Consider the following 22,248-nt stretch of genomic DNA (forward strand, 5'->3'; position numbering starts at 1 on the left):
GGAGACCTGGCCGGCGATCCGGGCCAGGGCGAAGGCGGAAGGCACCGAAGTCCTCTTCGGCGACCAGGTCGCAATCCGCTCGGACCAGGTCACCGGTCGCACCCGGGGCGCCAAAGGCGCGACGCCGGTCGTCCCTCGCACCGGCAACCGGTTCTCCGTGAACGCGATGCCCGCGATCAGCACCCGCGGCCGGACGCACTTCATGGTCTTCACCGAGACCTCCGACGCGAAGGCCATGTGCCGCTTCCTCGCCCGGCTTGTCGGCCACGTCGACCGCAAGGTCCACCTGATCGTCGACCGGCACTCGGCCCACCGCTCGAAGACCGTCCGGACCTGGTTTGCCGACCACGAGGACCAGATCGAGTCGCACTTCCTGCCCCCGTACTCACCCGGACTGAACCCCCACGAGCTCGTCAACGCCGACCTCAGAACGCAACCTGCCCCACACCCACCGGGCCAGGAACCAGGCCGAACTCGTCACCGAAACCCGCAGGTTCTTCCACCGCCGACAACGCCGGCCACACATCGTCCGCGGATACTCCGGCGCTCGGCACGTCCGCTACGTCCTCGATGAGAACCCGATGAGTCTCTGATCAATATCAAGCACCCGTTGCCCTCGCCTCGCTCCTGATGTGGGCGTGAATCTGAAGACCCCGCTTAGGCGGACCCCGCCGCGCACCGGGGCGGCTCCGCCAGCAGCGGCAGCGCGCGCCGGGACGGGCCCGGAGCCGCGGGCCCGCCCGGAGCCGCCGCCCCGGAGAGCGCGGCGGGTATCCGCTCCAGGACGCCGCCCGCGAACACGTCGTACAGCGGCAGCGTCTCCAGGTGCACATAGCCGATGTGGCAGTCGCACACGGCGAGCGGGCAGGCCCGCGGGCCGAGCGCCCGGCGGTAGCTGCCGTCGTAGAGGTTCCCCAGCTCCGCCGCGACGAAGTGGCAGCGCCGCACCGTGCCGTCGCCGTCCACGGAGACCACCGACTCGCCCGTGCGGCAGGGCAGCCCCGCCGACCGGTGCGGATGGCGGCTGTACGGGAAGAGCGGGTCCAACGCGGTCCACCGGGCGGCCTCCTCGTCGGAGTACGCACGGCCCTCGGCCGCGTTCACCCAGAGGTAGACCTCCTCGGGCAGGGCCGCCCGCAGCCGCCGCGCCTCCTCCAGATGGGCCTCGAACCCGACCACGCCCACGCTGAAGCGGATGCCGAGCCGGGACAGCTCGCGGCACCTGCCCAGGAAGCGCTCGTAGGGGGTCTGCCCCGGATGGTACGTGCACCACAGCGCGATCCGCTCAGGATCGGCGTCCGCCAACCAGCCGGTGCGGCAGCTCAGGTTCGTCTGGATCGCCACCCGCCCGATGTGCGGCAGGTGCGACAGCTCGGTCAGCGCCCGCCGGTACCACGAGCGCACCAGCCCCTCGCCCCACGGCGTGAACAGCACGGACAACCGGTCCCCGGTCTGCCGGCCCGCCCACCCGGTGAACCGCTCCAGCGCCTCCCGGTCCGCCGTCAACTGGGCACGGCTGTCCCGCCGCTTGGCGAACGGGCAGTACGGGCAGTCGTAGTCGCACGAGGCGAGCGGACCGCGGTAGAGCAACGTCAGATCCACGGCCGGGTCACTTCCGCTCGTACGCGGCCATCGCGGCCCGCACACCGGGGGAGAACAGCGCCGGCCCCAGCGCGTCCGAGTGGGCCAGCCCCGAGGGGGACAGCCGCAGCAGCCCGTCCGGGGCCGCCGCGTCCAACCAGCCGCGCGCCGCGAACTCCGCCAGCTCGACGGGGAAGTCCGACCGGGGGTCCGTCCCGAACCGCGCCCGGTAGTCGGCCACCGGCAGCCCCGCCGCCTGGAGCAGCGACTGGAGGAGGTGCCTGCGGCGGGCCTCGTCGGCGTCGACGTACCGGCCGACCTCGGCGCGGGAGAAATCCTCCGTCGCCGTGAAGCGGTCGATGATGGACCGGATCTCCCGCATGTCCACCGCGTAGTCGAAGGAGTAGTGCAGTTCGGCCGTGTAGGAACGGGCCCCGCACCCCAGGCCGATCATGCCGTCGGTCTGGCAGGCGTAGTCGCGCGGCCCCTCCTGCGGGGCGTCCGCGCGCCGGAACATCCGCATCGACACCTGCTCGTAGCCGTGCGCCAGCAGGTGGTCCCGCCCCACCGCGTACAGCCGCAGCCGCTGCTCGTCCCACGCGGCCCGCTCCAGGGCCTCGGCCTCGGGTCCGGCCGCCGCGCCCAGGCGGTGCAGGCCGGTGAGCGGGCGGACGTAGAGCGGGTAGAGATACAGCTCCTCCGGCCGCCAGGCCAGCGCCGCGTCCAGGGAGGCGAGCCAACTGCGCTCCGTCTGCCCGTCGATGCCGTAGATCAGGTCGACGTTCAGCACCGGGATCCGCGCGTCGCGTATCCGGCCGAGCGCGGCTTCCACGTCGGCCCGGCGCTGCGGGCGGACGGCGGCCCGCGCCTCGGCGTCCACGAAGCTCTGCACGCCGATGCTGATCCGGGTGGTCCCCCGCTCGGCCAGCACCGCCAGCCGGTCGGCCGTCGCGGTGGACGGGGAGGTCTCCACCGACAGCGGCGCCGCGCGCAGATCCGCGCCCATCCGCCGCTCCGCTATGTCGCAGAGCCGCTCCAGCTCGCCGGCGGTGAGGAAGGTCGGCGTCCCGCCGCCGAACGCGGCCGCGGCGAACCGCACCGGGCCGTCGTCGCCCAGCGCGTCCCGTACGGCGAGGGCCTGCCGGTCCAGCGCGTCGAGGTAGCGCGTCGTCAGCTCGTCGGGGGCGCCGATGCGGGTGAAGAGGTTGCAGAAGCCGCAGCGGACCTCGCAGAACGGTATGTGCAGATAGAGGGAGAGGGCGTCCTTGGGCTCCGCCGCCCACAGGTCGCGCAGCGCGGGCCGGTCCTCCAGCGGCCGGTAGGACGTCTTGTGCGGGTAGGCGTAGACGTAGCTCTCGTACGGCCGGACCGCGGGGAGCCCGGTCGCGGCGGCGGCGGCGGTGGTGGCGGTGGTCATCGGGCGGCCCCCGGTTCGAGGAAGAAGTGGGCGTACGGCACGGTCCAGACGGCCGGGTGGCCGAGCCGGTGGCCGGTGTAGCCGTCGTCGCCGTAGGCGGTGCCGTGGTCGGAGCAGACGATGGCGAAACACCGGCGGCGGCTGCTCGCCGCGGCGAAGAGGCGGCCGATGTGGCGGTCGACGTACTCCAGGGCGGCCGCGTGCGTCGCGCGGGAGTCGCCCGCCTCACGGGTCGCGCCGGGCAGGTGGAACCAGTTCGGCTGGTGCAGCGCGGACACGTTGACGAAGAGGAACAGCCGCTGCTCGACGGGGAGCGCGGCGACGACGTCCTCCACCCGGTCGACCTGCTCCTCGAACGAGGTGGGCGAGGCGACGCCGAAGCCGGGCTCCCAGTGGCTCTCCTGGAACAGGCCGGGCAGCACCGAGCCGAGCGGGCCCTGGCGGTTGAAGAACCCGACACCGCCGACGCACACCGTGCGGTAGCCCTCGGCCGCCAGGCCGGACACCAGGTCCGGAGTGTCGAAGACGAACGTGCCCTCCGCCGTCGTCTCGCTGCCCGCGAACCGGGCGGCGAACAGCCGGGGGTGCGGTCCGGGAGCGGCGGGCGTCGGCAGGAACCCGGCGAACATCGCCTGGTGCGAGGCGTAGGTGAAGCTGCCGGGGGCGTGCCGCTCCTCCCACCCGCCCGCCGGCAGGTGGCGGGCCAGGTTGGGGATGCGCCCGGCGGCCGCCAGCTCGACGGCCACGTCGTGGCGCAGGGTGTCCAGGGTGACCAGCAACAGGTCGTGGCTGCCCACGACCTCGCCCATGTCAGGGCGGCCGGGGTCAGGAGTGGGTGACGGCACGGTGGTTCCTTGCTCGGTCCAGTACGGCGGCGACCTGCGCCGCGTAGGTGTCGAAGCCCTCGGCCCCGCTGCCCGGCAGACCGGTCAGTCCGGGCAGCAGGTCTCCGAACGCGTTGACCTCGCCGACGGCGAAGCGCCGCCAGCCGGCCGTGGGCAGCAGGTCGACCCCCACGCACGGAGTCGACGGGAAGCAGGCGGCGGCACGCTCGCACAGCGCCAGCACCTCGCGCCAGCAGCCGCCCACCGCCGACACGGCGGCCCGGACCTCGTCGAGATCGCCGCGGGCGCCGCCGAGGTGCAGATTGGTCATGGGGCCGGTGCTCGTCCGCACCACGGCGTGCGTGGCGCGCCCGGCGACCACCACGATCCGCAGATCGGCGACCCGTCCCCGCTGGGACGCCTTCGGCACCCACCGCTCGATGTGCAGCCCGTCGGGGGCCAGCGCGTCCACGATCGCGCCGACCTCCCGCTCGGTGGTGTACCGCCGCACCCGCAGCGAGTTGAACAACCGCCCCGAGGCGTCCCGTTCGACCGACGTGGTCGCCCGGACGCGGCCGGGGCCCGCCGTCTCCACGGCGAGCACCCCCGAGGCGGAGGAGCCGTGCGCGATCTTCACGAACACCCGCGGCATCCGGTGCTCCCGCATCGACTCCCGCACGTCCGCCCAGCCGCCCACCCCCGGCGTGCGCGGGCCGGAGGTGGGCGAGGCGGGCACGGGCACGCCCGCACCGTCGAGCACCCCGTGGCACAGCCGTTTGTCGAAGAGCACGGCGATCTCGTCGGCCGAGCCGAGCACCGCGGCGCCCGCGGCCGAGGCCGAGCGCTCCACCGACCGCAGGGCCGAGAGGAATGCGGCGTACCAGCGGGCCGATCCCTCCACCCGCGTCGGATCGCCGGTCCCGCGGAGCAGCCGCTCCACCTCGGCGTCCTCGCCGGGCGAGTCGAGGCGCACGTGCTCGCCCGCGCGGAACACCGCCTCGCCGCGCAGCACCCGCAGCCAGGGGACCACCCGCGCCTCGGGCAGCCCCGCGGCGCGGACCGCCTCCTGGAAGAAGGCGACCCGGCGGTTGTCCGGATTGCCCACGACCGCGAAGCGCGGCGCCAGGTCGCCGGGGCGGCTATTCACTGACGGCGACATAGCGCTCCGGCTCCTCCGGATCCCCGTAGTCCTCCTCCGCCTCGCCCGCCTCGACCACGGCGGGCGCGCAGGCGGCCCGGATACGGTCGAGCACCGGCTCGCCGAGGTAGTGGTGGCGCAGGTCCAGCGTGGACAGGTGGTTCAACGGCTGCCCGTTCAGCAGCGCCTCGCCGCCGACGTCGCTGAGGGTGCCCATGGACAGCGCGAGCGACCGCAACTGGGCCACCACGGGCGCGGAGGCCACGGCGGCGGCGATCTCGTCCTGGATCTCGCTGTTCTGCAGCCCCAGACGCCGCAGCCGGGGAAGCGCGCCTCCCTGGAGCAGCGGGGCCAGATCGGCGACGGTGGCGTCGCCTCCGTACCAGGAGCTGCCGAACCACAGGTCCAGCCGCTCCAGCGCGGGCAGTTCACTGGCGGCGACCGCCCGCGCCACATGACCGGGCAGGCCGCCGGACTCGAAGCGCAGCGACGTCAGCGCCGCATGGCGCACCGGGCGGAGCCGCAGCCCCTCCCCGTCCGACCCCGTGCCGCCGCAGCCCCGTACGGTCAGCTCCTCCAGCAGCGGCCACGCGTCGAGCACCGGCGTGACGTCGCACATCCGCAGCCACGACACCTCGCACTGCTCGCCCTCCACGTCGGCGACGAACAGCGCGCGCAGCGCCGGGAAACGCTCCGCGTGGGCGACGACCAGCTCCAGCACCGGGGCGAGCGGGGTGTAGTCCTCCTCCCACCAGGCGCCGATCAGCAGCGCCCGCACCCGTGTGGTGTCGACGGTGTCCAGGAAGTGCCGCCAGAGCGCGGCGAAGTCGGGCTGGGCCTCCTCGTCGCACTCCAGCCGCCAGGCCACCGCGTCGGCGGCGGGCAGCGCCTGGGACGGACCCGGTCCGCCGGACAGCCACAGCGTGTGGACCGGCAGGCCGTGGAAGACCTCCGGGTGGTCGATGCCGATCGGTCCCGTCATCTCCGACACCCCACTACTCCGAGACGGCGGTGTAGCGGCCCTCGGCGCCGCGCCCGCCCCACGGCTCGTTGCGCTCGGACAGGTCGACCCGCACCCCGTGCGGCTCCAGGGCCGCGCGGACGCGCTCCTCCACCGGCTCGGTGAGGAAGTGGTGGTGGAGGTCGAGCAGTTCGAGGTGGGTGAGCGGCTGCCCGTCGAGCAGGGCCGCGGCCCCCTCGTCGCCCAGCGTCCCGTTCGACAGGTCCAGGCTCAGCAGCCGGGCGACGACCGGGGCCGAGGCGACGGCCGCCGCGATCTCGTTCTGCACCTCGCTGTTGCGCAGCCCCAGGTGGCGCAACTGGGGGAAACGGGTGCCGGAGAGCAGGGGGGCCAGGTCGGCGACCTCGGTGTCCCCGCCGTAGGTCGACACGCCGAGCCAGAGGTCCAGCCGCTCCAGCGCGGGCAGTTCGCTTCCCAGCACGCCGCGCACCACCTGGGCCGGCAGGCCGCCCGCCTGGATGGTCAGCTCCCGCAACCGCTCGTGGCGGGTCGGCGGGAACACCAGGTCGGTGCCGCCGCGCACCCCGAGTTCGGTGAGGGCGGGGAACGCGGCCAACAGGGCGGTGACGTCCGACTGCTCGATCCAGGTGATCTCCGCCTCCTCGGCCTCCAGATCCCCGACGAACACCGCCTCCAGCGAGGTCAGCCGCTCGGCCGCGGCGACGACCAGGCCGATGGGGACGGAGGAGTCCTCCTCGTACGCCTCGCCCCACTGACCGACGATCAGCGCCCGGACGCCCGCCGGGTCCACCGTGTCCAGGAACGCGGTGAACTCCTCCTCCCAGGGCCACTCCCGGTCGCCGTACGGCTCGACCGAGACGCGCCAGGCGGCGGCGTCCGCGGCGGGCAGCGAGCCCGCGTCGGACGTCTGCCGGAAGTCGACGACCGGAAGGCCGCCGAACTCCTCCAAATGTTGCGCACCGTACATGGCTCTGGGCTCCTGCTTCCGGAAGACGGCGGATGTGCGCCCAGGTCTATCAAGCCGCACTGACAGCGCGGCGACCGGGACCGGTCCTCGGCGGTCGGACCCGCCGTTGTCAGACCCCGCGCGTAGCGTTTTCCCCGTGGCCGGCACAGCGGGTGCCGGGGCGGAGGGGTGAGGACTGTGTACCGGCAGGGCGACGTACTGATCATGGCACTGGAGGAGTCCGCGGTGCCGGCCCCCCTGGTGGAGGCGCGGGGCGAACTGCGCGACGGCCGGGGGCGGCTGGTCCTCGCGCTGGGGGAGGTCACCGGGCACGCCCACGCCGTGCAGGGCCCCGGACGCCTCATCCGGGAGGCCGGGCCGTTCGGCCCGATGCTGCTCCATCTCCCCGAAGGCGGGCGCGTGGTCCACGAGGAGCACGCCACGATCGTGCTCCCGAAGGGCTGGTTCCGCGTCGTGCGGCAGCGGGAGTACGCCCCCGGTGCGGTCCGCGTCGTGGCGGACTGACCCGGCGCCGCGCCCGCGGCGGACCGGCCCGGTCGACCGGGCGCACACATCAGGATCGAGCACAGCAGGAGACGGGGACAACCGATGCAGCAGACGAATGCCTGGCGGAGCGTGGCGGCGGCGACCGGGCCGGCGGATCGGGCGGCGGCCGAGGCCGGCGTGCGCCGCGCCTACCGCACCGCGGGCCTGGCCGAGCCCGACGAGATCCTCTGGGCCCCGTCGCCCCGCGCCGCGGTCGAGACCGCCGCCGGGCTGACCCGCGCGGGGCGGTCGGTCCGCGACGAGGTCCGCACCCGGCCGTGGGCCGAGGAGCGCCGCCGCCTGTACGACGCGCTGGGCGCGGCGGGCTGGGCGGCGCACTGGTCCTCCACCGGGGCCCAGTTGTGGGAGACCACCGCCGCGCTCGCCGAGCGGATACGGGCGGGGGTGGTCGCTGAGCTGGCGCCGCGGCCCGAGGACGAGGGGGCGGTGCGCCTGCTGCTCCTGGACGCCGTGCTCGGGCAGCACGACGCGGCCTGGCTCGCCGCGTTCGAGGGGCGCGGCGACCGGCTCGCCGGCCTCGCCGAGGTGGCCCGGAACGCCGGCTGGTGGTGGCCGTACGAGAACACCGTGGTGATCAGCGAGCGGCCCGACGCCCTCCACCGCGACGAGGCGGGCCGGCTCGACCGCGGGGACGGCCCGGCGCTCGCCTACGCGGACGGCTTCGCCCTGTACGCCTGGCGCGGGATGCCGGTGCCCGCCGCGTTCCTGGCGGAGCTGTCCGCCCTGACGCCCGAGCGGATACGGGCCGAGGAGAACGCGGAGCTGCGCCGCGTGATGCTGGAGCACTACGGCTACGACCGGTATCTCACCGAGTCGGGCGCCGAGCCCGTCCACCGCGACGAGACGGGCGTCCTCTGGCGCATCGCGCTCGACGGGGACGAGGACGTGGTGATGGTCGAGGTGGTCAACTCCACCCCCGAACCGGACGGCACGCACCGCACGTACTGGCTGCGCGTGCCGCCCTCGACCCGGACCGCCAAGGACGGCGTCGCCTGGACGTTCGGGCTGGAGGGGGCGGCCTACGCACCGGTGCGCCAGACCTGACGCGGAGGCCGGCCCGCCGTGCGCGACGGGCCGGCCGGGGGAGGGGGCGCCGGCGATCCGCCGGAGCGCCGGTCAGCCCGCGGCGGAGGGGTCCTGGCCCGGCGAGCCCGTCAGGACCCGGTGGTCGAGGCCCAGTTCGCGGGCGAGCGCCTCGTCGGTCCACCGCAGCAGCGTGGTCCGGGAGAGCGGACCGGCGTACGAGGTCATCTGCACGGCCAGGCCGTCCAGCAGGGCGGTCAGCCGGCAGGCGGCCGCCGACGGGTCCGGGCACCGGAACTCACCGGCGGCCGCGCCCTGTTCGATGACCCCGGTCAGCTCCGCCTTCCACTGCCGGTCGAGGTCGGCCGCCACCTCCCGCAGGGCGGGGTCGCGCAGGGAGGCCGCCCAGCCCTCGATCCACAGCCGCCAGCCCTTGGCGTTCCCCGTCGGCGCGTACCACCGCACCGCCGCCCGCAGCCGGCGCACGGCGGTGGTGCGGCGCGCCAGGAGTTTGCGGAGATGGGCGAGATCGGCCTCGGCCGCGTAGCGGAAGGCCGCGGCGACCAGCTTCTCCTTGGTCGAGAAGTGGTAGAGCACGAGCGCGTTGCTGACGCCCAGCACGGACGCCACGTCGGCGATGCGCACGGAGGAGACCCCGCGGACCTCGATCTGCTCGACCGCCGCGCGCAGCAGCTCCTCGCGCCGCTCCGCCACGCTCAACCGGACCCTTGCCATCACGTCACCCTAACCAATCCACCGGGTCGGCACCGGGCGGACGGAGGCCCCCGGCGGGCGGGGACCGGGCGGCGCGGCGGCCGGGCGGGGGCGCTGGGACATGGCGGTTCTCCTCGGGTACGGCGCCCGCGGGCCGGTGGCCCCGAACGCGGCGTCGGACGTACACCGCGAGGACGTGGCGGAGGCGCCGAATGTGACAGCGCGGTGCGGGCGGGGCGGAATCCCGCGGCCCGCCGGGACGTTGGAGCCTGCGTGACGTGCACGGGCACGGGTCGTGCCGGCGGGCCCCGTCGGCCGCCGGGGCGGGGGGAAGGGGCGGGCCCGCCCCCGCGCGAGGCCCACCGCGTCCGCGGCCGCCGTGACCCGGCGGATGCCGCAGGCTGGAGCGGTTGCCCCGTTCACCCTTCAGGTCTCGCCCTGTCCGCCAGCCCGACCATAATGAGATGACACCGACCCGCTCAGGAGATGCTGTGACCGGCGCCGACCCCCTGCTTCCCCTCCGCACGAGACTCCGTTCGCTGCGCGCCGAGTCCTTCGGGGCCGATCCGGCCGGGGCGCGGATGGAGCGCATCCGGCGCTCGCCGAACTTCGTCGACGGGGCGTTCCGCAATCCGGTGGGCGCCCGGATCAGGCCCTCCGGCTCCACGCTGGAGTTCGCCAGAACGTACTTCCAGAAGGAGCAGCGGGCCCGCAGAGCGCCCACCGGGACGGTGCCCGTGCACGCCACCACCCTCGCCGACCTGTCCGCGCCGCCCGCGTCGGGCCTGCGGCTGACCTGGATGGGGCACTCCAGCGTCCTGGCGGAGATCGACGGCAGCCGGGTCCTGTTCGACCCGGTCTGGGGTGAGCGCTGCTCCCCGTTCCCGTTCGCCGGGCCCAGACGCCTCCACCCGGCCCCGCTGCCGCTGGCCGCGCTCGGCCCCGTGGACGCCGTCGTGATCTCCCACGACCACTACGACCACCTCGACCTGCCGACGATCAAGGCCCTGGCGGGCACGGACACGGTCTTCGCGGTGCCGCTCGGCGTCGGCGCGCACCTGGAGCGCTGGGGCGTGCCCGCCGACCGGACGCACGAGCTGGACTGGAACGAGACCGCGACGGTCGCGGGGCTCGGCCTCACCGCGACCCCGGCCCGCCACTTCTGCGGCCGCGGCCTGCGCAACCAGCAGCACACGCTCTGGGCGTCGTGGGCCGTCGCCGGCCCGGAGCACCGGATCTACCACAGCGGGGACACCGGCTACTTCCCCGGCTTCCGGGAGATCGGCGCCGAGCACGGGCCCTTCGACGCCACCATGATCCAGATCGGCGCCTACGCGGAGTTCTGGCCGGACATCCACATGACCCCCGCCGAGGGGATGCGCGCCCACCTCGACCTCCAGGGCGGCCGCCCGCACGGCGCGATGCTGCCGATCCACTGGGGCACCTTCAACCTGGCCCCGCACGCCTGGGCCGAGCCGGGGGAGTGGACCAGGGACGCGGGCGAGGAGGCGGGCCAGGCGGTGGCGTTCCCCCGTCCCGGCGAACCCTTCGAACCGGCCGGCGCCCTCCCCTCGGACCCGTGGTGGCGAGCGGTGTCCTCCCCCCTGGACCGCGCGTGGCGCCGAGGCGGCGGGCCGGCCCCCGCGCCGGGGCCGCGGGGCGACCTCGACCTCGCCGGGGAACGGTGAGGCGGGACGTACGCCCCCCTCGCCCGCCATCCGGTGCGGCGCGGCGGCCGCCCGCACGGCACGCGGGCCCCCGTTCCGCCCGCGCCCAGGGGTTTCCTCGCCCGCGTGCCTCCGGGGCCCGCCCCCGGACGTGCGTACGTTCCCCCGATGTCCCCGACGAAGGAGTCCGCCGTGGCACTCACCCGTGAAGAGCGCGAACAGTTCCTCGCCGAGCCCCATGTGGCCGCCCTGGCCGTGGCGGCCGGGGACGGCGACCGGGCCCCGCTCAGCGTGCCCATCTGGTACCAGTACGCGCCGGGCGGCGACCTGTGGATCCTCACGGGCGGCGCCTCGCGCAAGGCCGGGCTCATCCGTGCGGCGGGCCGCTTCAGCCTGCTGGTCGACCGGCTCGAACCGACCATCCGCTACGTCTCCGTCGAGGGGCCCGTCATCGACACGCGCCCCGCGACCCGCGCGGACCTGGAGGAGATGTCCGCGCGCTACCTCCCGGCCGAGAAGGTCGCCGGCTACGTGGACTTCGCCTGGGAGAACCACGGTGAGCAGGTGGTGATCACCCTGCGCCCCGAGCGGTGGGTCAGCTCGGACATCGGCCAGGTCTGACCGCGCGGCCGGGCCGCGCGCGGCCCCGGCGGAGAAGGAGCCCGGCGCCCGGCAGGCGGTCCTGCCGGGCGCCGGGCCGTGCGCGCGCCGGTCAGACCGCCGGGACCGGGTACGTCGGGTACTCCACGCCGGAGACGTGCTGGACGACCCGGACGACCTGGCACGAGTAGCCGAACTCGTTGTCGTACCAGAGGTAGAGGATCGCGTTGTCGCCGTCGACCTTGGTGGCGCCCGCGTCGACGATCGAGGCGTGGCGCGAGCCGATGAAGTCGCTGGAGACGGCGTCGGGGGCGCTGATGAAGTCGATCTGGCGCTTGAGCGGCGAGGCCAGCGACACGTCGCGGAGGTAGTCGAGGACCTCCTCGCGGGTGGTCTCGCGCTCCAGCCGCAGGCTGAGGATCGCGATCGAGACGTCCGGCACCGGGACGCGGATCGAGCTGCCCGTGATCGGCGCGCGGAGGTCGGGCAGCGCCTTGGCCACGGCGGAGGCCGCGCCGGTCTCGGTGATGACCATGTTGAGCGCCGCCGAACGGCCGCGGCGGTCCGAACCGTGGTAGTTGTCCAGCAGGTTCTGGTCGTTGGTGTACGAGTGGACCGTCTCCACGTGGCCGCGCAGGACGCCGTACTCGTCGGCCATCGCCTTCAGCGGCGGGACGATCGCGTTGGTGGTGCAGGACGCGCACGAGATGATCTGCTCGTCCGGCTTGATCATGTCGTGGTTGACGCCGTGGACGACGTTGGGGACGTCGCCCTTGCCCGGAGCGGTCAGGACGACCTTGGCGATGCCCGGCCGGAGATGCTGCGAGAGGCCCTCGCGGTCGCGCCACCTGCCGGTGTTGTCGATCAGGATGGCGTCCTCGATGCCGTACTCCGTGTAGTCGACCGAGGTCGGGTCGTCGGAGTAGATCACCTGGATCTCGTTGCCGTTGGCGATGATCCTGCCGTTCGCCTCGTCGACGGTGATCGTGCCCTGGAACTGGCCGTGGATGGAGTCGCGCCGCAGCAGCGAGGCGCGCTTGACGATGTCCTGGCCCGAGCCCCTGCGCACGACGATGGCGCGCAGCCGCAGACCGTTGCCCGAGCCCGCCTTCTCGATGAGGAGCCGGGCGAGGAGGCGGCCGATGCGGCCGAACCCGTAGAGCACGACGTCGCGCGGGGCGCGCCGCTCGATCTTGTTCTCGCCGGTCGCCCCGGCGACGGCCTCGGCGGTGAACTCCTCGACGGAGAGCCCGCGGCCGTCGGCCCGGTAGGTCGCGGCGAGCATACCTATGTCGATCTGGGAGGGACCGAGGTCGAGCGTCGTCAGCGCCTTGAGGAAGGGCATCGTCTCGGTGACCGAGAGTTCCTCACCGGCGATCTGCCGGGCGAAGCGGTGGGTCTTGAGGATGCTGACCACCGACTTGTTCACCAGGGAGCGGCTGTGCAGCAGGACGTTGACGTCCTGCTCGCGGTGCAGCTTCCCGATGATCGGGATCATCGACTCCGCGATCTCCTCGCGGTGCATCCAATTGGTGAACGAGTCGTCATTGACAGTCACGTGTTTATCTTTCGAGCTAGGCGGCGCTCATATGGTAACCGCCCGCTTTTCGGCCCCGACAAGGGGTCGCCACCTGCGCCGGGGCCGTGAAGACGCTTCCCGGTAACGGGGGTCCGACCCGTCAATCGTCCAGGATGCGGACGGGCCCCCCGAGCGCGGCCGGGCCTGTGGGCCGCGCGGCGCAATCGGTCGTACATGCGAAGCCTCATACCAGAGTGGGACGGATGGCGGGCAAGTTCGACAACTGCCCGCCATCCCCGCGACGGGGGCGACTACCGTGTGTGCCCGGTGATCAACGGTGGGCTCCTGGCAGTCGGAGCTGTCCGACCGATGATCCGCGCCTGACCGACCACCGTAGGGGCCACCCCATGGACGCCGACACCGCCGCCGATCCCCGGCGCCCCTTGTTCCGAGGACACTGATGTCTCAACTTCGCGCCCCCGACGCGCGACCGGACCGCCGTGAGGGCGGGCGGCACGGCCGCCCCGGCGCACGCGCCCACTCTGCCCCCGGCAGGCCGCGCGCCGCACGGCCGTCCCCCGAGGCCGCCCGCATACGCTCCCGGTTGCTGCGCAACGCACTGCTCCCCGCCCTCGCCGCGGCGCTCGCCGGAGCCGCGGCCGTCGCCCTCACCCTCCGCGCCGGAGCCGCCGCGTCGCCCGGCCTCTGGTCCGCGCTCGGGGGAGCGGCCGCCCTGGCCGTCGCCGCCGTCGCGGCCGCCTGCCTGGGCGCCGTCCGGGCGGCCGGGCGGATCCACGACCGGGTCCTCGCCCTCCGGCGCGCCGCCGCACGGAACCAGGCCGAGCTGCGGCAGGTGGTGGAGCAGCTCCGCGCCGGGGAGACCGTCCCCGCCCGGCGGCCGCCGCAGCCGGCCGCGCCCGACGCCGACGCCTTCGACCTGCTCGGACAGGAGATGGCGCAGGCCCAGGAGGCCGCCGTCGGCGCCGTTCTCCAGGCGTCCCAGCTCCTCGGCAGCGCGGGCAACGAACAGAAGGTCGAGGTCTTCGTCAACCTCGCGCGGCGGTTGCAATCCCTCGTCCACCGCGAGATCCAGATCCTGGACGAGCTGGAGCACGAGGTCGAGGACCCCGACCTGCTCAAGGGCCTCTTCCACGTCGACCACCTGGCCACCCGGATCCGCCGCCACGCGGAGAACCTCGCCGTCCTCGGCGGGGCCGTCTCCCGGCGGCAGTGGAGCAGCCCGGTCTCCATGACCGAGGTGCTGCGCTCGGCCATCGCCGAGGTGGAGCACTACCCGCGGGTCAAGCTGGTCCCCCCGATGGACGGCACGCTGCGCGGCCACGCCGTCGCCGACGTGATCCACCTGCTGGCCGAACTGGTCGAGAACGCCACGGTGTTCTCCGCCCCGCACACCCAGGTGCTGCTGCGCGTCCAACACGTCACCGCGGGTCTCGCCCTGGAGGTGGAGGACCGCGGCCTCGGGATGCCCGACCACGAGCAGAACCGCATGAACGCCCTGCTCTCCGACCCCGACCAGGTCAACGTCGCCCATCTCCTCCAGGACGGCCGGATCGGCCTGTTCGTCGTCTCGGCGCTCGCCCGCCGGCACGGCATCGCCGTCCGCCTCCAGAGCAACATCTACGGCGGTACGCAGGCGGTCCTGGTCCTTCCGCGAACGCTCCTCGGAGCCGACCCCGAGACGTCGGCCGCGCCGGGCGCCCCCGTGCCGCCCCCCGGCGCGACGCACCACCCGCCGACCGCCGCCCCGGCGCACGGGCGGACGGCTCCCCCCGCCGCCCGGACGCCCGAGGGGCGGCCCCACCAGGCCCCCGGGCAGGGCGTCCACCCGCAGCCGCCGGCGGGCCAGGCCCCGCCCCTCCCGCACCGCACCGAACGCGCCGGCCGGCCCGCGCCGCCCGCGCCCGCCCCCCCGCCCGGCGCACGGCCGGCCGCTCCGGCCCCCGCCGCCGAGCACGCCGCGTCCCCCGCACCGGCCGAGGCCAAGCCCGAGCTGCCCAGGCGGACCAACCAGGAACACCTCGTTCCGCAGCTCCGGGAGGCGCCCGCCCCCCGCGTCGACGACGGGCACGTCCTGCACGATCCGGGACTCATGGCGGCCTTCCGCCGGGGCGTGGGCCTCGCCGAGGCCCAGACCTCCCACGAGGAGGGCCCCGCCGGGCACGACGACCGCGCCGCGACCGGGTCCGGGGGCCCGACCGCGCTCGACGCCCCCCTGGAAAGCCTCGCGCCCCTTCCCGTGCGCGAAGCCGCCGCCCGGCCCGGCCCGGCCCGAGCCCACCGGCCCGACCGGCCGCTGCCCGCGGCCGGCGCGTCCGCCCCCGAGGGCCGCCCGCCCGCGGCGTACGCCCACGACGGCCCCGCGCACCAGCGCGACGGCCACCCCCCGGACGCCCGCGCCGCCCGCGAGCCGGGGCCGCCCGCGGACGACCCCTTCGCACCGGGCCGGCCCGTGCCGGAACCCCGTGAAGACACCACCTCCAAGGAGCAGACACCATGACGAGCGACATGTCCGGACAGGTCTCGGACCTGGACTGGCTGCTGAGCGGGCTGGTCCAGCGCGTGCCCTACACGCGCAGCGCCGTCCTGCTCTCCGCCGACGGGCTGGTGAAGTCCGTGCACGGCATGGACCCCGACAGCGCCGACCACATGGCGGCCCTCGCCGCCGGTCTGTACTCCCTCGGCCGCAGCGCCGGGGCCCGCTTCGGCGACAACGGCGACGTCCGGCAGGTGGTCGTGGAACTGGACTCCACGCTCCTGTTCGTCTCCACCGCGGGCTCCGGCACCTGCCTCGCCGTCCTCGCCGGGCGCGAGGCGGACGCCGCGGTGCTGGGCTACGAGATGGCGATGCTGGTCAAGAGCGTCCGCCCGTATCTGGTGACCCCGCTGCGGCAGCCGGCCGGGTCACCGTTCGCCGCGGGGTTGTGAGGATGCCGGCCCCGCTGGACGGGCCCCTGCTCGACGACGCGGCCGGCCGGCTGATCCGCCCGTACGCCGTCAGCAACGGCCGCACCCGGCCCTCCACCGCCTTCGATCTGCTCACCCTGGTCATGGCGACGGGCATCGAGCCCGACCTGCCGCTCGGCCCCGAGCACACCGTGGCCCTGGAGCTGTGCGAGGGGCCGATCTCCGTCGCCGAGATCGCCGCGCACCTGCGCCTGCCCGCGGTCGTCACCAAGGTCGTCCTCTCGGACCTGGTCGCCTCCGGCGCGATCACCGCGCACGCCCCCGCCTTCCACGACACGCCCACCGACCGATCCCTGCTGGAGGCAGTGCTCGATGGTCTACGACGACAGCTCTGACCGCACCGGAACCTCCGCGTTCTTCCCCGTCGCCCTCAAGGTCCTGGTCGCCGGCGGGTTCGGCGTCGGCAAGACGACGTTCGTCGGCGCGGTCAGCGAGATCGCCCCGCTGAGCACCGAGGAACTGCTGACGCAGGTCAGTGCGGGGACCGACGACCTCAACGGCGTCGAGTCCAAGACGGCCACCACCGTCGCCATGGACTTCGGCCGCATCACCCTCTCCGAGCAGCACGTCCTCTACCTGTTCGGCACACCGGGCCAGGAGCGGTTCTGGTTCATGTGGGACGAACTCTCCCAGGGCGCGCTCGGAGCCGTGGTCCTGGCCGACACCCGGCGGTTGGCGGACTGCTTCGCCGCGGTGGACTTCTTCGAGCGGCGCGGCATCGGGTTCATCGTCGCGGTCAACGAGTTCGACGGGGCCTACCGCTACGAACCCGACGAGGTGCGCGCCGCGCTCGACCTCGGTCCCGAGGTGCCCGTCGTCCTCTGCGACGCCCGGATCGCCAGCTCCAGCACGGGCGCGCTCGTGACCCTGGTCCAGCACCTGATCAACGCCACCTCGGCGGCGGCCCCGCTGCAGACGTTCGGGGCCCGCCTGTGACCTCCTTCGCCACCGGCCGGATGCTGACGACCCCGGCCGACCGGGACGGCCCCGCCCGCGTACGGCGGCTGCGCATACTCGACCTCGGCGAGCGCCCCGACGCGTCCTTCGACGACTTCGACGCCTTCGCCGGTGCGGTGGCCGACGCCACCGCCACCCCCTTCTCGATGGTCAACTTCATCGACGCGCACCGGCAGTTCTTCGCGGGGCTGCACGCTCCGGCGGGCGGCCGCGTAGGCCGGTCCATGGCCCGCGACCACGGCTACTGCCCGCACGTCCTGGCCCGGCGCAAGGCCCTCGTCCTGGAGGACGTGTGCGACTTCCCCCGGTTCGCCGGCAACCCGGTGGTCGACGACCTCGGCGTCCGCTCCTACCTCGGGGCCCCGCTGATCGACCGCACCGGGACGGCACTGGGCACCGTCTGCGCCGTCGACACCGTGCCGCGCCCCTGGGGGCGGACCGGGCTCGCCACCATCAAGTCCCTCGCCCATGAGCTGATCCGGCGGATCGACCTCCGGGAGGAGTACCACCGCTCCCGCTGAGCGGGGACCGCGGCGAGCGGCCGCCGCGCCACGCCGCGGCGGGAGGTCAGACCCGCAGGAAGCCGGTGATCCGCTTCCGCAGCCCCCGCGGGTCCAGCCCGTGAGCCGCCACGTGCTCGTCCATCCCTCCGTACCGGCGCAGCTCGGCGCGGCCCACACCCAGGCCGAGCACCCGGTGCGGCAGGTCCGCGAGCGCCTCGCCCGCCGCCCCGGCCGAGGTGCCGGCCAGGTACGGCTCGACGACCACCACGTCGGCGGCGGCGGTCGCACCGGCGGCGCGGCGCACCGCGGCCGCGTCGAACGGGCGCACGGTCGCCGCGTACAGGACGGTCACGTCCAGCCCCTCGGTGGCCGAGAGGACGTCGTCGAGCACGGGCCCGACCGCGATCACGGTCCCGTCGCGCCCCTCGCGCACGGTGGCGAACCCCGGTCGGCCGCCCACGGGCCGCGGTTCCCGGTTGGACTGGAGCGAGAGGCGCACGTACACCCGGTCGTCCCCGTCGACCGCTTCGCGCAGCAGGGCCTCGGCCTCGTCGGGGTGGCCGGGCACGTGCACCGTCCAGCCGTCGAGCGTGTCCAGGAGGGCCACGTCACCGGGCGCCATGTGGGTGAAGCCGCCGGCCGGCCAGTCGTACGAGCCTCCGGCGCTGACCAGGATTCCGCCGACCCCCTGGTGTCCGAAGTCCAGCTTGACCTGCTCGAAGGGGCGTTCCACCAGGAAGCTCGCGAAGGTGTGCACGATCGGCCGCATCCCCGTCAGGGCCATGCCCGCACCGGCGCCGACGAGGAGCTGTTCCCGGATGCCCACGTTGATCACCCGGTCCGGATGGTCGCGCAGGGCCGGGGCGAAGCCGTCGGCGCTGATGTCGGCGAGGACGACGGCCAGCCGGGGCTCCTCCTCCAGGAGGCGTGCGGTGGTCGAGATGAAGCGGTCGCGCATGGTGTCCATGAGGGGTCCCTCCGAGAGTTTCGATGTGCCGGGCGGTGGACGCGCGGGGCGTCGGTCGCGACCGGGTCAGTTCTTGGGCTCGACGCGGGCGACGACGGCTCGCGGCCTGCCCGGATGGGGGGCGGTGAACGCCGCGTACAGGGCCTCGTGGTCGCGGCCGTCGACGGTCGCCGCCGACCACCCGGCGGCGGTGAAGCGGAAGGCGATCCCGCCGGGCCAGCCGTGGGTGGCGGAGTCGTTGTCGATCACCAGCGTGTGCAGTTGTTCGAGCCCGGCCGGTCCCGCGTGGGCGATGGCCTCGTGGTTGCTGCCCTCGTCCAGCTCGGCGTCCCCGATCAGCACCCACACCCGCGGATCGGTGAGTCCCTGGGCCCGCAGCCCCAGCACGGTGCCGACGGCGAGCGGCAGCCCGTGCCCCAGGGAGCCGCTGCCGATCTCCGCGCCGGGGACCAGGAGCCGGTCCGGGTGGTGCCCGAGGGGCGAGTCGTACGCCCCGAAGCCGGGCAGCAGGGCCTCGTCGAAGAACCCGTGGGCGGCGAGGACGGCGTAGTACGCCATCGGCCCGTGCCCCTTGGAGAGCAGGAAGCGGTCCCGCTCGGGGTGGTCGACCGTGGCGGGCGTGACCCTGAGCACCCGGTGGTAGAGGACCCACAGGGCGTCCAGCGTGGAGTGGGCGGCGGGGGCGTGCTTCTCGGCCCCGCTCATCAGGGAGATCAGGCGCGTCAGGTTCTCGAGGTCGCCGGCCGGCGCGGCGGTCGTGTTCGTCATGCGGTCGAGCGTCGAACATCAACCGTGGTTGAGGTCAAGTGCGCAAGGCGTTGGTGACCACCGGTCCGAGTGCGGTATTGTTCTCATGCACGTTCGGACCAGGGGAAACCCCAGGTCAGGCGGGCATCGGGACGTGGCGCAGCTTGGTAGCGCACTTGACTGGGGGTCAAGGGGTCGCAGGTTCAAATCCTGTCGTCCCGACCAGCGTTTTCGCAGGTCGCAGGCGGTATCGGAGAAAATCCGATACCGCCTGTCCGGCGTTCTTGGGGACCGCGCGGTCCAGCGATGCCTTCCGGGGATGGGTGGACGGCGAGGCTAGAGAAGTCCCATAGGTGCCGCCGTACCCGTGCCTAAGATGTCCCGGAAGGGACGAGCCAGGTCCGTGCGCTGTTGCCTTGCTGGGGTCAGGCTGCTGACGTGAGTCATTTTCCCTTCGGCTGCTTGACGGCCATGTCCGTTGACGCAGCTGGAAGACCCAGGGGATCCCACTGCCTGTCCTCGTCCTGTTCGGTGCCCATCCGGGTCCGGTGTTCGCCGACTTCGCCCCTCGCGGTGGCGGCTGCGGCCCTGGCGTCTCGGCGCACGCGGACCAGCGGCAGGGAGGGGACGTGAAGCGAAGAAGACCCCGAACGGGCGGCGCTGTCAGTGCCCGGGTCTAAGCTCGCAAGCCCACGAGGATAGGGGAGTTCCGTGCGCGATCACGCGTTGACCGCTGATGTCCCGCTGGGGCCGTTCGAGGGAATAGTGGTCACGGCCTACTCGGCCAAAGGGAAGAACGCCAAGCTGCACGCCTCTACGAGCTGTACCCAATTGCGCACGAGCGATGTGGTGACGGCGCGGATTCCGTTGGACGCGGCGATGGTCAATCGCATGTGCGCTCGCTGCGCGGCATGGGGTTCTTGGGCGCGGCCGACGACTGCTCTCAGCGTTTTCCTGGAGTCGCTCGGTGGCCTTGGACTCCTTTATCGGCTGCGGTCGTACACGGCACCCGACGAGGACGAACGCTGGGACGGAGAGGAGGTACAGGCTGCGGCTGACCTTCTGCGTTCGCCCTCCAAGGACACGGATGAAGACGGGGAAGAGGTCCTTGACGAGCGGGAGGTCCGTGAGGATGCCGAACGGCTTCGGGACCTGGTGCTTTCCACGTGGCGCGGCGCGGCGACAAGCCTGCACCAGGCACAGGCGACCGTGAGCAGGTTTCCCTGGCTGGAAGAGTGGGCGAAGCCGAAGTTGGCCTTGAAGGAGCGGTACCTGGAAACCCTGCGGACGCAAGCGGCGCAGTTCGTCGATCCGGACCGGCTTCTGGCCGCCGCCGCAGTGGCCGGGATGAACGATCCGGAACTTCCGGTGCATGATCATGCGTTCACAGTGCTCGGCAAGAGCCAGGAGATCACCGGCGAGCTGAAAGAGCTGTGGCACAAGTGGCGCGGCAAAGCCGAGTACGGCTGGGACGACCCCAGCGAACGCTCGTACATCGCCTACACCCTCTTGCACCGGATCCGGAGCAACCGTAAGGGATACGCCCAAGCCCTTTCCGGCGCTCAGGCCCTCATTGAGTCCTGGGAAGAACAGGCCCGTGCCGCGGCTGCTGAGAACTCCGCCCCCGCACGGCTGGTGACCGTCCGCCTGCCGGAGATCCGGGACGAGAGCACCCGTCGGGGTGATGAAGGCTTCCTCGACACACTGGACCCGTGGACCATCGGCGTCCTGGTCACCTGCCACATCGATGCCGACTGGGGACGCCGTACCGTTACGCTCCGAGTCCCCACCCTCATCGCCGACCGGCTGATCGCTGATGAAGGCATGGTCGTCGCTGAAGCCCATGCCGGGGGGGACGACTGGTTGGCGGCTCCCGGTACGAGTAGGCAACCGAGCTGTATCCAGCCTGGGATTTTCGACGACACGCCCGTCTTCGAACGGCGCCCCGTCACGGGAGACCACTTGCGGGCACTGCACGCGGCCTTGCCCCACGCCGACCAGTTCTACATCGTCTTCTCACCCAGCGGCGGGGTCGAGACTCTGCCCCTGGCAGTCGTGGAGTCACGGCTGGACCACGGGTGGCAGGGTGCCATCGTCGCTGGTGTCTCGGATCTTCCCGCCGGTGTGATCGAGCCATGGGTGGCGGAGGTCGGACCGAAACCCCAATCGGAAGGCGGCATCTGGCCCCAGTCCGTTCATGACGCGCAGGATGCCCGATTCGGTGAGGAACTGGGGCTTGCCGCTGGGGCGCGGAACGCTGCCTGGCTGCCTTATGACGACCGCGACAGGAAACGTAACCTGCGCCTCCTCGCCATGGCCCGCGGCGTCCCCGACCTGCGGACCCTCGATGGCGGACGCGACCGCAACGGAGATGCCCGCATTCTGCCCCACGCGGTGTGGCGGGGGCTGCTCACCGACAAGCAGCTGGACCTCGAACCGTTCGAACATCCTACCGAGGACCGTTGGAGCGGCGGTAGCGGAATTCCGCTGGGTGTCCTGGCCGATGTCCAGGTGTATGCCGTGAACGCTGACCCGCGGTACGAGGGTAAAGGCCACTCACCCCTGTGCCGGCACTCTCGGGAGCGCGGTGTCGTCGACGGGGACGACCTGCTGACCGTCTCGGATCTGGTTGCCCGGCATGACTTCGACTGGTGCAGTAAGTGCGGCGGCTATGCGGCGCGCAGGCTGACCGATACTCAGCTCTCCTACTACCGTGCGGCACACCGGCTCCACGACATTGCTCAGCAGCTGGATACCGCGCGAGGTGGCTACGGCCGCATGGATGTCGATGTGCTCAGCTCCCGGCTGAGTGAACTGATGGACTGGCATCCCATTGGTGAGGAGAGCTGGTACACCCACGGTTCCCGGCGGTGGTGGCGGATCGTCCACGATCTGCAGAGCAAAGCGGAAGAAGTACGTCGCCACGGCGCCCAGTGAGGGACCCCTGCGTCACTACGGGTTGACCACCGCGGGCACCGTTCACTGTCATCACTCGCCATCGGCCCTCCTGGAGGTCGATGCCTCCGCCTGGGGCCGGAGGGGGCCGGCGGCACGCGCCGGTGCATCGGGCGTTCCTGCGGTCCCGTCCGGTGCGGGGCCAGGGGCAGGAGA

Annotated in this window: 21 protein-coding genes and 1 tRNA gene; 12 read left to right on the forward strand and 10 right to left on the reverse strand. The window is 73.3% G+C overall.

The features are described 5' to 3' along the window. The first annotated feature begins 16 nt into the window (after positions 1–16). Complete coding sequence (locus ACZ6EJ_RS00475; RefSeq protein ID WP_469263610.1) at positions 17–574, forward strand: IS630 family transposase; 558 nt, start codon at positions 17–19, stop codon at positions 572–574. Positions 575–657: 83 nt separating this feature from the next. Here the strand turns inward: ACZ6EJ_RS00475 and ACZ6EJ_RS00480 are convergent, their stop codons facing one another. From ACZ6EJ_RS00480 to ACZ6EJ_RS00505, 6 genes are read right to left on the reverse strand one after another with little or no spacing between them, the layout of a single operon-like run. After that, positions 658–1,602: an STM4011 family radical SAM protein gene (locus ACZ6EJ_RS00480; RefSeq protein WP_469263351.1), complete on the reverse strand. Its 945-nt coding sequence runs from the start codon at positions 1,600–1,602 to the stop codon at positions 658–660. Between the two features lie 7 nt (positions 1,603–1,609). Further along, positions 1,610–2,998, reverse strand: coding sequence for an STM4012 family radical SAM protein (locus ACZ6EJ_RS00485; RefSeq protein WP_469263352.1), 1,389 nt, complete (start codon positions 2,996–2,998; stop codon positions 1,610–1,612). Beyond that, positions 2,995–3,807 (reverse strand): STM4013/SEN3800 family hydrolase, encoded by an 813-nt coding sequence (locus tag ACZ6EJ_RS00490; protein WP_469263611.1) that lies wholly within the window; start codon positions 3,805–3,807, stop codon positions 2,995–2,997. Before ACZ6EJ_RS00490 ends, ACZ6EJ_RS00485 begins: the two co-directional genes overlap by 4 nt. A gap of 16 nt (positions 3,808–3,823) precedes the next feature. Beyond that, entirely contained in the window at positions 3,824–4,981 is a 1,158-nt protein-coding gene (locus tag ACZ6EJ_RS00495; protein ID WP_469263354.1) for an STM4014 family protein, read from the reverse strand. Further along, entirely contained in the window at positions 4,962–5,942 is a 981-nt protein-coding gene (locus ACZ6EJ_RS00500; RefSeq protein WP_469263356.1) for an STM4015 family protein, read from the reverse strand. Before ACZ6EJ_RS00500 ends, ACZ6EJ_RS00495 begins: the two co-directional genes overlap by 20 nt. A gap of 13 nt (positions 5,943–5,955) precedes the next feature. After that, entirely contained in the window at positions 5,956–6,909 is a 954-nt protein-coding gene (locus ACZ6EJ_RS00505) for an STM4015 family protein (protein ID WP_469263358.1), read from the reverse strand. Positions 6,910–7,086: 177 nt separating this feature from the next. On the opposite strand from ACZ6EJ_RS00505, the gene ACZ6EJ_RS00510 reads away from it, so the two are divergent. After that, positions 7,087–7,413, forward strand: a complete 327-nt coding sequence (locus ACZ6EJ_RS00510) for a hypothetical protein (RefSeq protein WP_469263613.1) — start codon at positions 7,087–7,089, stop codon at positions 7,411–7,413. 84 nt (positions 7,414–7,497) lie between these two features. After that, a complete protein-coding gene (locus ACZ6EJ_RS00515; RefSeq protein ID WP_469263359.1) occupies positions 7,498–8,499 on the forward strand; it encodes a DUF6745 domain-containing protein in 1,002 nt (333 codons plus the stop codon). A 72-nt stretch (positions 8,500–8,571) separates the two neighbouring features. Here the strand turns inward: ACZ6EJ_RS00515 and ACZ6EJ_RS00520 are convergent, their stop codons facing one another. After that, positions 8,572–9,213: a TetR/AcrR family transcriptional regulator gene (locus ACZ6EJ_RS00520; protein WP_469263360.1), complete on the reverse strand. Its 642-nt coding sequence runs from the start codon at positions 9,211–9,213 to the stop codon at positions 8,572–8,574. A 470-nt stretch (positions 9,214–9,683) separates the two neighbouring features. Between ACZ6EJ_RS00520 and ACZ6EJ_RS00525 the strand changes: the two genes are divergently transcribed. Both ACZ6EJ_RS00525 and ACZ6EJ_RS00530 read left to right on the forward strand, forming a co-directional pair. Beyond that, on the forward strand, positions 9,684–10,880 hold the full coding sequence (locus ACZ6EJ_RS00525) for an MBL fold metallo-hydrolase (RefSeq protein ID WP_469263361.1): 1,197 nt from the start codon (positions 9,684–9,686) through the stop codon (positions 10,878–10,880). A gap of 171 nt (positions 10,881–11,051) precedes the next feature. Continuing rightward, a complete protein-coding gene (locus ACZ6EJ_RS00530) occupies positions 11,052–11,480 on the forward strand; it encodes a pyridoxamine 5'-phosphate oxidase family protein (RefSeq protein ID WP_469263363.1) in 429 nt (142 codons plus the stop codon). A 91-nt stretch (positions 11,481–11,571) separates the two neighbouring features. Here ACZ6EJ_RS00530 and ACZ6EJ_RS00535 read toward each other — a convergent pair whose 3' ends face one another. Next, a complete protein-coding gene (locus ACZ6EJ_RS00535) occupies positions 11,572–13,017 on the reverse strand; it encodes a glyceraldehyde-3-phosphate dehydrogenase (protein ID WP_469263365.1) in 1,446 nt (481 codons plus the stop codon). Between the two features lie 421 nt (positions 13,018–13,438). Between ACZ6EJ_RS00535 and ACZ6EJ_RS00540 the strand changes: the two genes are divergently transcribed. The 5 genes from ACZ6EJ_RS00540 to ACZ6EJ_RS00560 are packed head-to-tail and all read left to right on the forward strand — an operon-like array spanning position 13,439 to position 17,441. Then, positions 13,439–15,496 (forward strand): sensor histidine kinase, encoded by a 2,058-nt coding sequence (locus ACZ6EJ_RS00540; protein ID WP_469263367.1) that lies wholly within the window; start codon positions 13,439–13,441, stop codon positions 15,494–15,496. Beyond that, complete coding sequence (locus ACZ6EJ_RS00545) at positions 15,493–15,924, forward strand: roadblock/LC7 domain-containing protein (RefSeq protein ID WP_469263368.1); 432 nt, start codon at positions 15,493–15,495, stop codon at positions 15,922–15,924. Before ACZ6EJ_RS00540 ends, ACZ6EJ_RS00545 begins: the two co-directional genes overlap by 4 nt. Before the next feature lie 2 nt (positions 15,925–15,926). Next, positions 15,927–16,298, forward strand: a complete 372-nt coding sequence (locus ACZ6EJ_RS00550; protein ID WP_469263369.1) for a DUF742 domain-containing protein — start codon at positions 15,927–15,929, stop codon at positions 16,296–16,298. Next, complete coding sequence (locus ACZ6EJ_RS00555) at positions 16,276–16,899, forward strand: GTP-binding protein (RefSeq protein ID WP_469263371.1); 624 nt, start codon at positions 16,276–16,278, stop codon at positions 16,897–16,899. The genes ACZ6EJ_RS00550 and ACZ6EJ_RS00555 overlap by 23 nt, the downstream gene beginning before the upstream one ends. Continuing rightward, on the forward strand, positions 16,896–17,441 hold the full coding sequence (locus ACZ6EJ_RS00560; RefSeq protein ID WP_469263373.1) for a GAF domain-containing protein: 546 nt from the start codon (positions 16,896–16,898) through the stop codon (positions 17,439–17,441). Before ACZ6EJ_RS00555 ends, ACZ6EJ_RS00560 begins: the two co-directional genes overlap by 4 nt. 46 nt (positions 17,442–17,487) lie before the next feature. Here ACZ6EJ_RS00560 and ACZ6EJ_RS00565 read toward each other — a convergent pair whose 3' ends face one another. Next, positions 17,488–18,390: a transketolase family protein gene (locus ACZ6EJ_RS00565; protein WP_469263374.1), complete on the reverse strand. Its 903-nt coding sequence runs from the start codon at positions 18,388–18,390 to the stop codon at positions 17,488–17,490. Positions 18,391–18,456: 66 nt separating this feature from the next. Beyond that, positions 18,457–19,158, reverse strand: a complete 702-nt coding sequence (locus tag ACZ6EJ_RS00570) for a transketolase (RefSeq protein ID WP_469263376.1) — start codon at positions 19,156–19,158, stop codon at positions 18,457–18,459. A 127-nt stretch (positions 19,159–19,285) separates the two neighbouring features. Here ACZ6EJ_RS00570 and ACZ6EJ_RS00575 point away from each other — a divergent pair. Together ACZ6EJ_RS00575 and ACZ6EJ_RS00580 are read left to right on the forward strand one after the other, a co-directional pair. After that, a tRNA-Pro gene (locus tag ACZ6EJ_RS00575) sits at positions 19,286–19,362 on the forward strand. Positions 19,363–19,848: 486 nt separating this feature from the next. Beyond that, positions 19,849–22,074 (forward strand): hypothetical protein, encoded by a 2,226-nt coding sequence (locus ACZ6EJ_RS00580; protein ID WP_469263378.1) that lies wholly within the window; start codon positions 19,849–19,851, stop codon positions 22,072–22,074. Positions 22,075–22,248 lie beyond the last annotated feature (174 nt).

Source organism: Streptomyces sp. NPDC041970 (assembly GCF_055588985.1).

Bases quoted from the DNA above. Each gene is read 5' to 3' on its own strand.
- ACZ6EJ_RS00565 (WP_469263374.1), bottom strand. From the start codon at position 18,390: ATGGACACCATGCGCGACCGCTTCATCTCGACCACCGCACGCCTCCTG.
- ACZ6EJ_RS00540 (WP_469263367.1), top strand. From the start codon at position 13,439: ATGTCTCAACTTCGCGCCCCCGACGCGCGACCGGACCGCCGTGAGGGC.
- ACZ6EJ_RS00490 (WP_469263611.1), bottom strand. From the start codon at position 3,807: ATGGGCGAGGTCGTGGGCAGCCACGACCTGTTGCTGGTCACCCTGGAC.
- ACZ6EJ_RS00520 (WP_469263360.1), bottom strand. From the start codon at position 9,213: ATGGCAAGGGTCCGGTTGAGCGTGGCGGAGCGGCGCGAGGAGCTGCTG.
- ACZ6EJ_RS00550 (WP_469263369.1), top strand. From the start codon at position 15,927: ATGCCGGCCCCGCTGGACGGGCCCCTGCTCGACGACGCGGCCGGCCGG.
- ACZ6EJ_RS00505 (WP_469263358.1), bottom strand. From the start codon at position 6,909: ATGTACGGTGCGCAACATTTGGAGGAGTTCGGCGGCCTTCCGGTCGTC.
- ACZ6EJ_RS00515 (WP_469263359.1), top strand. From the start codon at position 7,498: ATGCAGCAGACGAATGCCTGGCGGAGCGTGGCGGCGGCGACCGGGCCG.
- ACZ6EJ_RS00570 (WP_469263376.1), bottom strand. From the start codon at position 19,158: ATGACGAACACGACCGCCGCGCCGGCCGGCGACCTCGAGAACCTGACG.
- ACZ6EJ_RS00485 (WP_469263352.1), bottom strand. From the start codon at position 2,998: ATGACCACCGCCACCACCGCCGCCGCCGCCGCGACCGGGCTCCCCGCG.
- ACZ6EJ_RS00545 (WP_469263368.1), top strand. From the start codon at position 15,493: ATGACGAGCGACATGTCCGGACAGGTCTCGGACCTGGACTGGCTGCTG.
- ACZ6EJ_RS00495 (WP_469263354.1), bottom strand. From the start codon at position 4,981: ATGTCGCCGTCAGTGAATAGCCGCCCCGGCGACCTGGCGCCGCGCTTC.
- ACZ6EJ_RS00500 (WP_469263356.1), bottom strand. From the start codon at position 5,942: ATGACGGGACCGATCGGCATCGACCACCCGGAGGTCTTCCACGGCCTG.
- ACZ6EJ_RS00555 (WP_469263371.1), top strand. From the start codon at position 16,276: ATGGTCTACGACGACAGCTCTGACCGCACCGGAACCTCCGCGTTCTTC.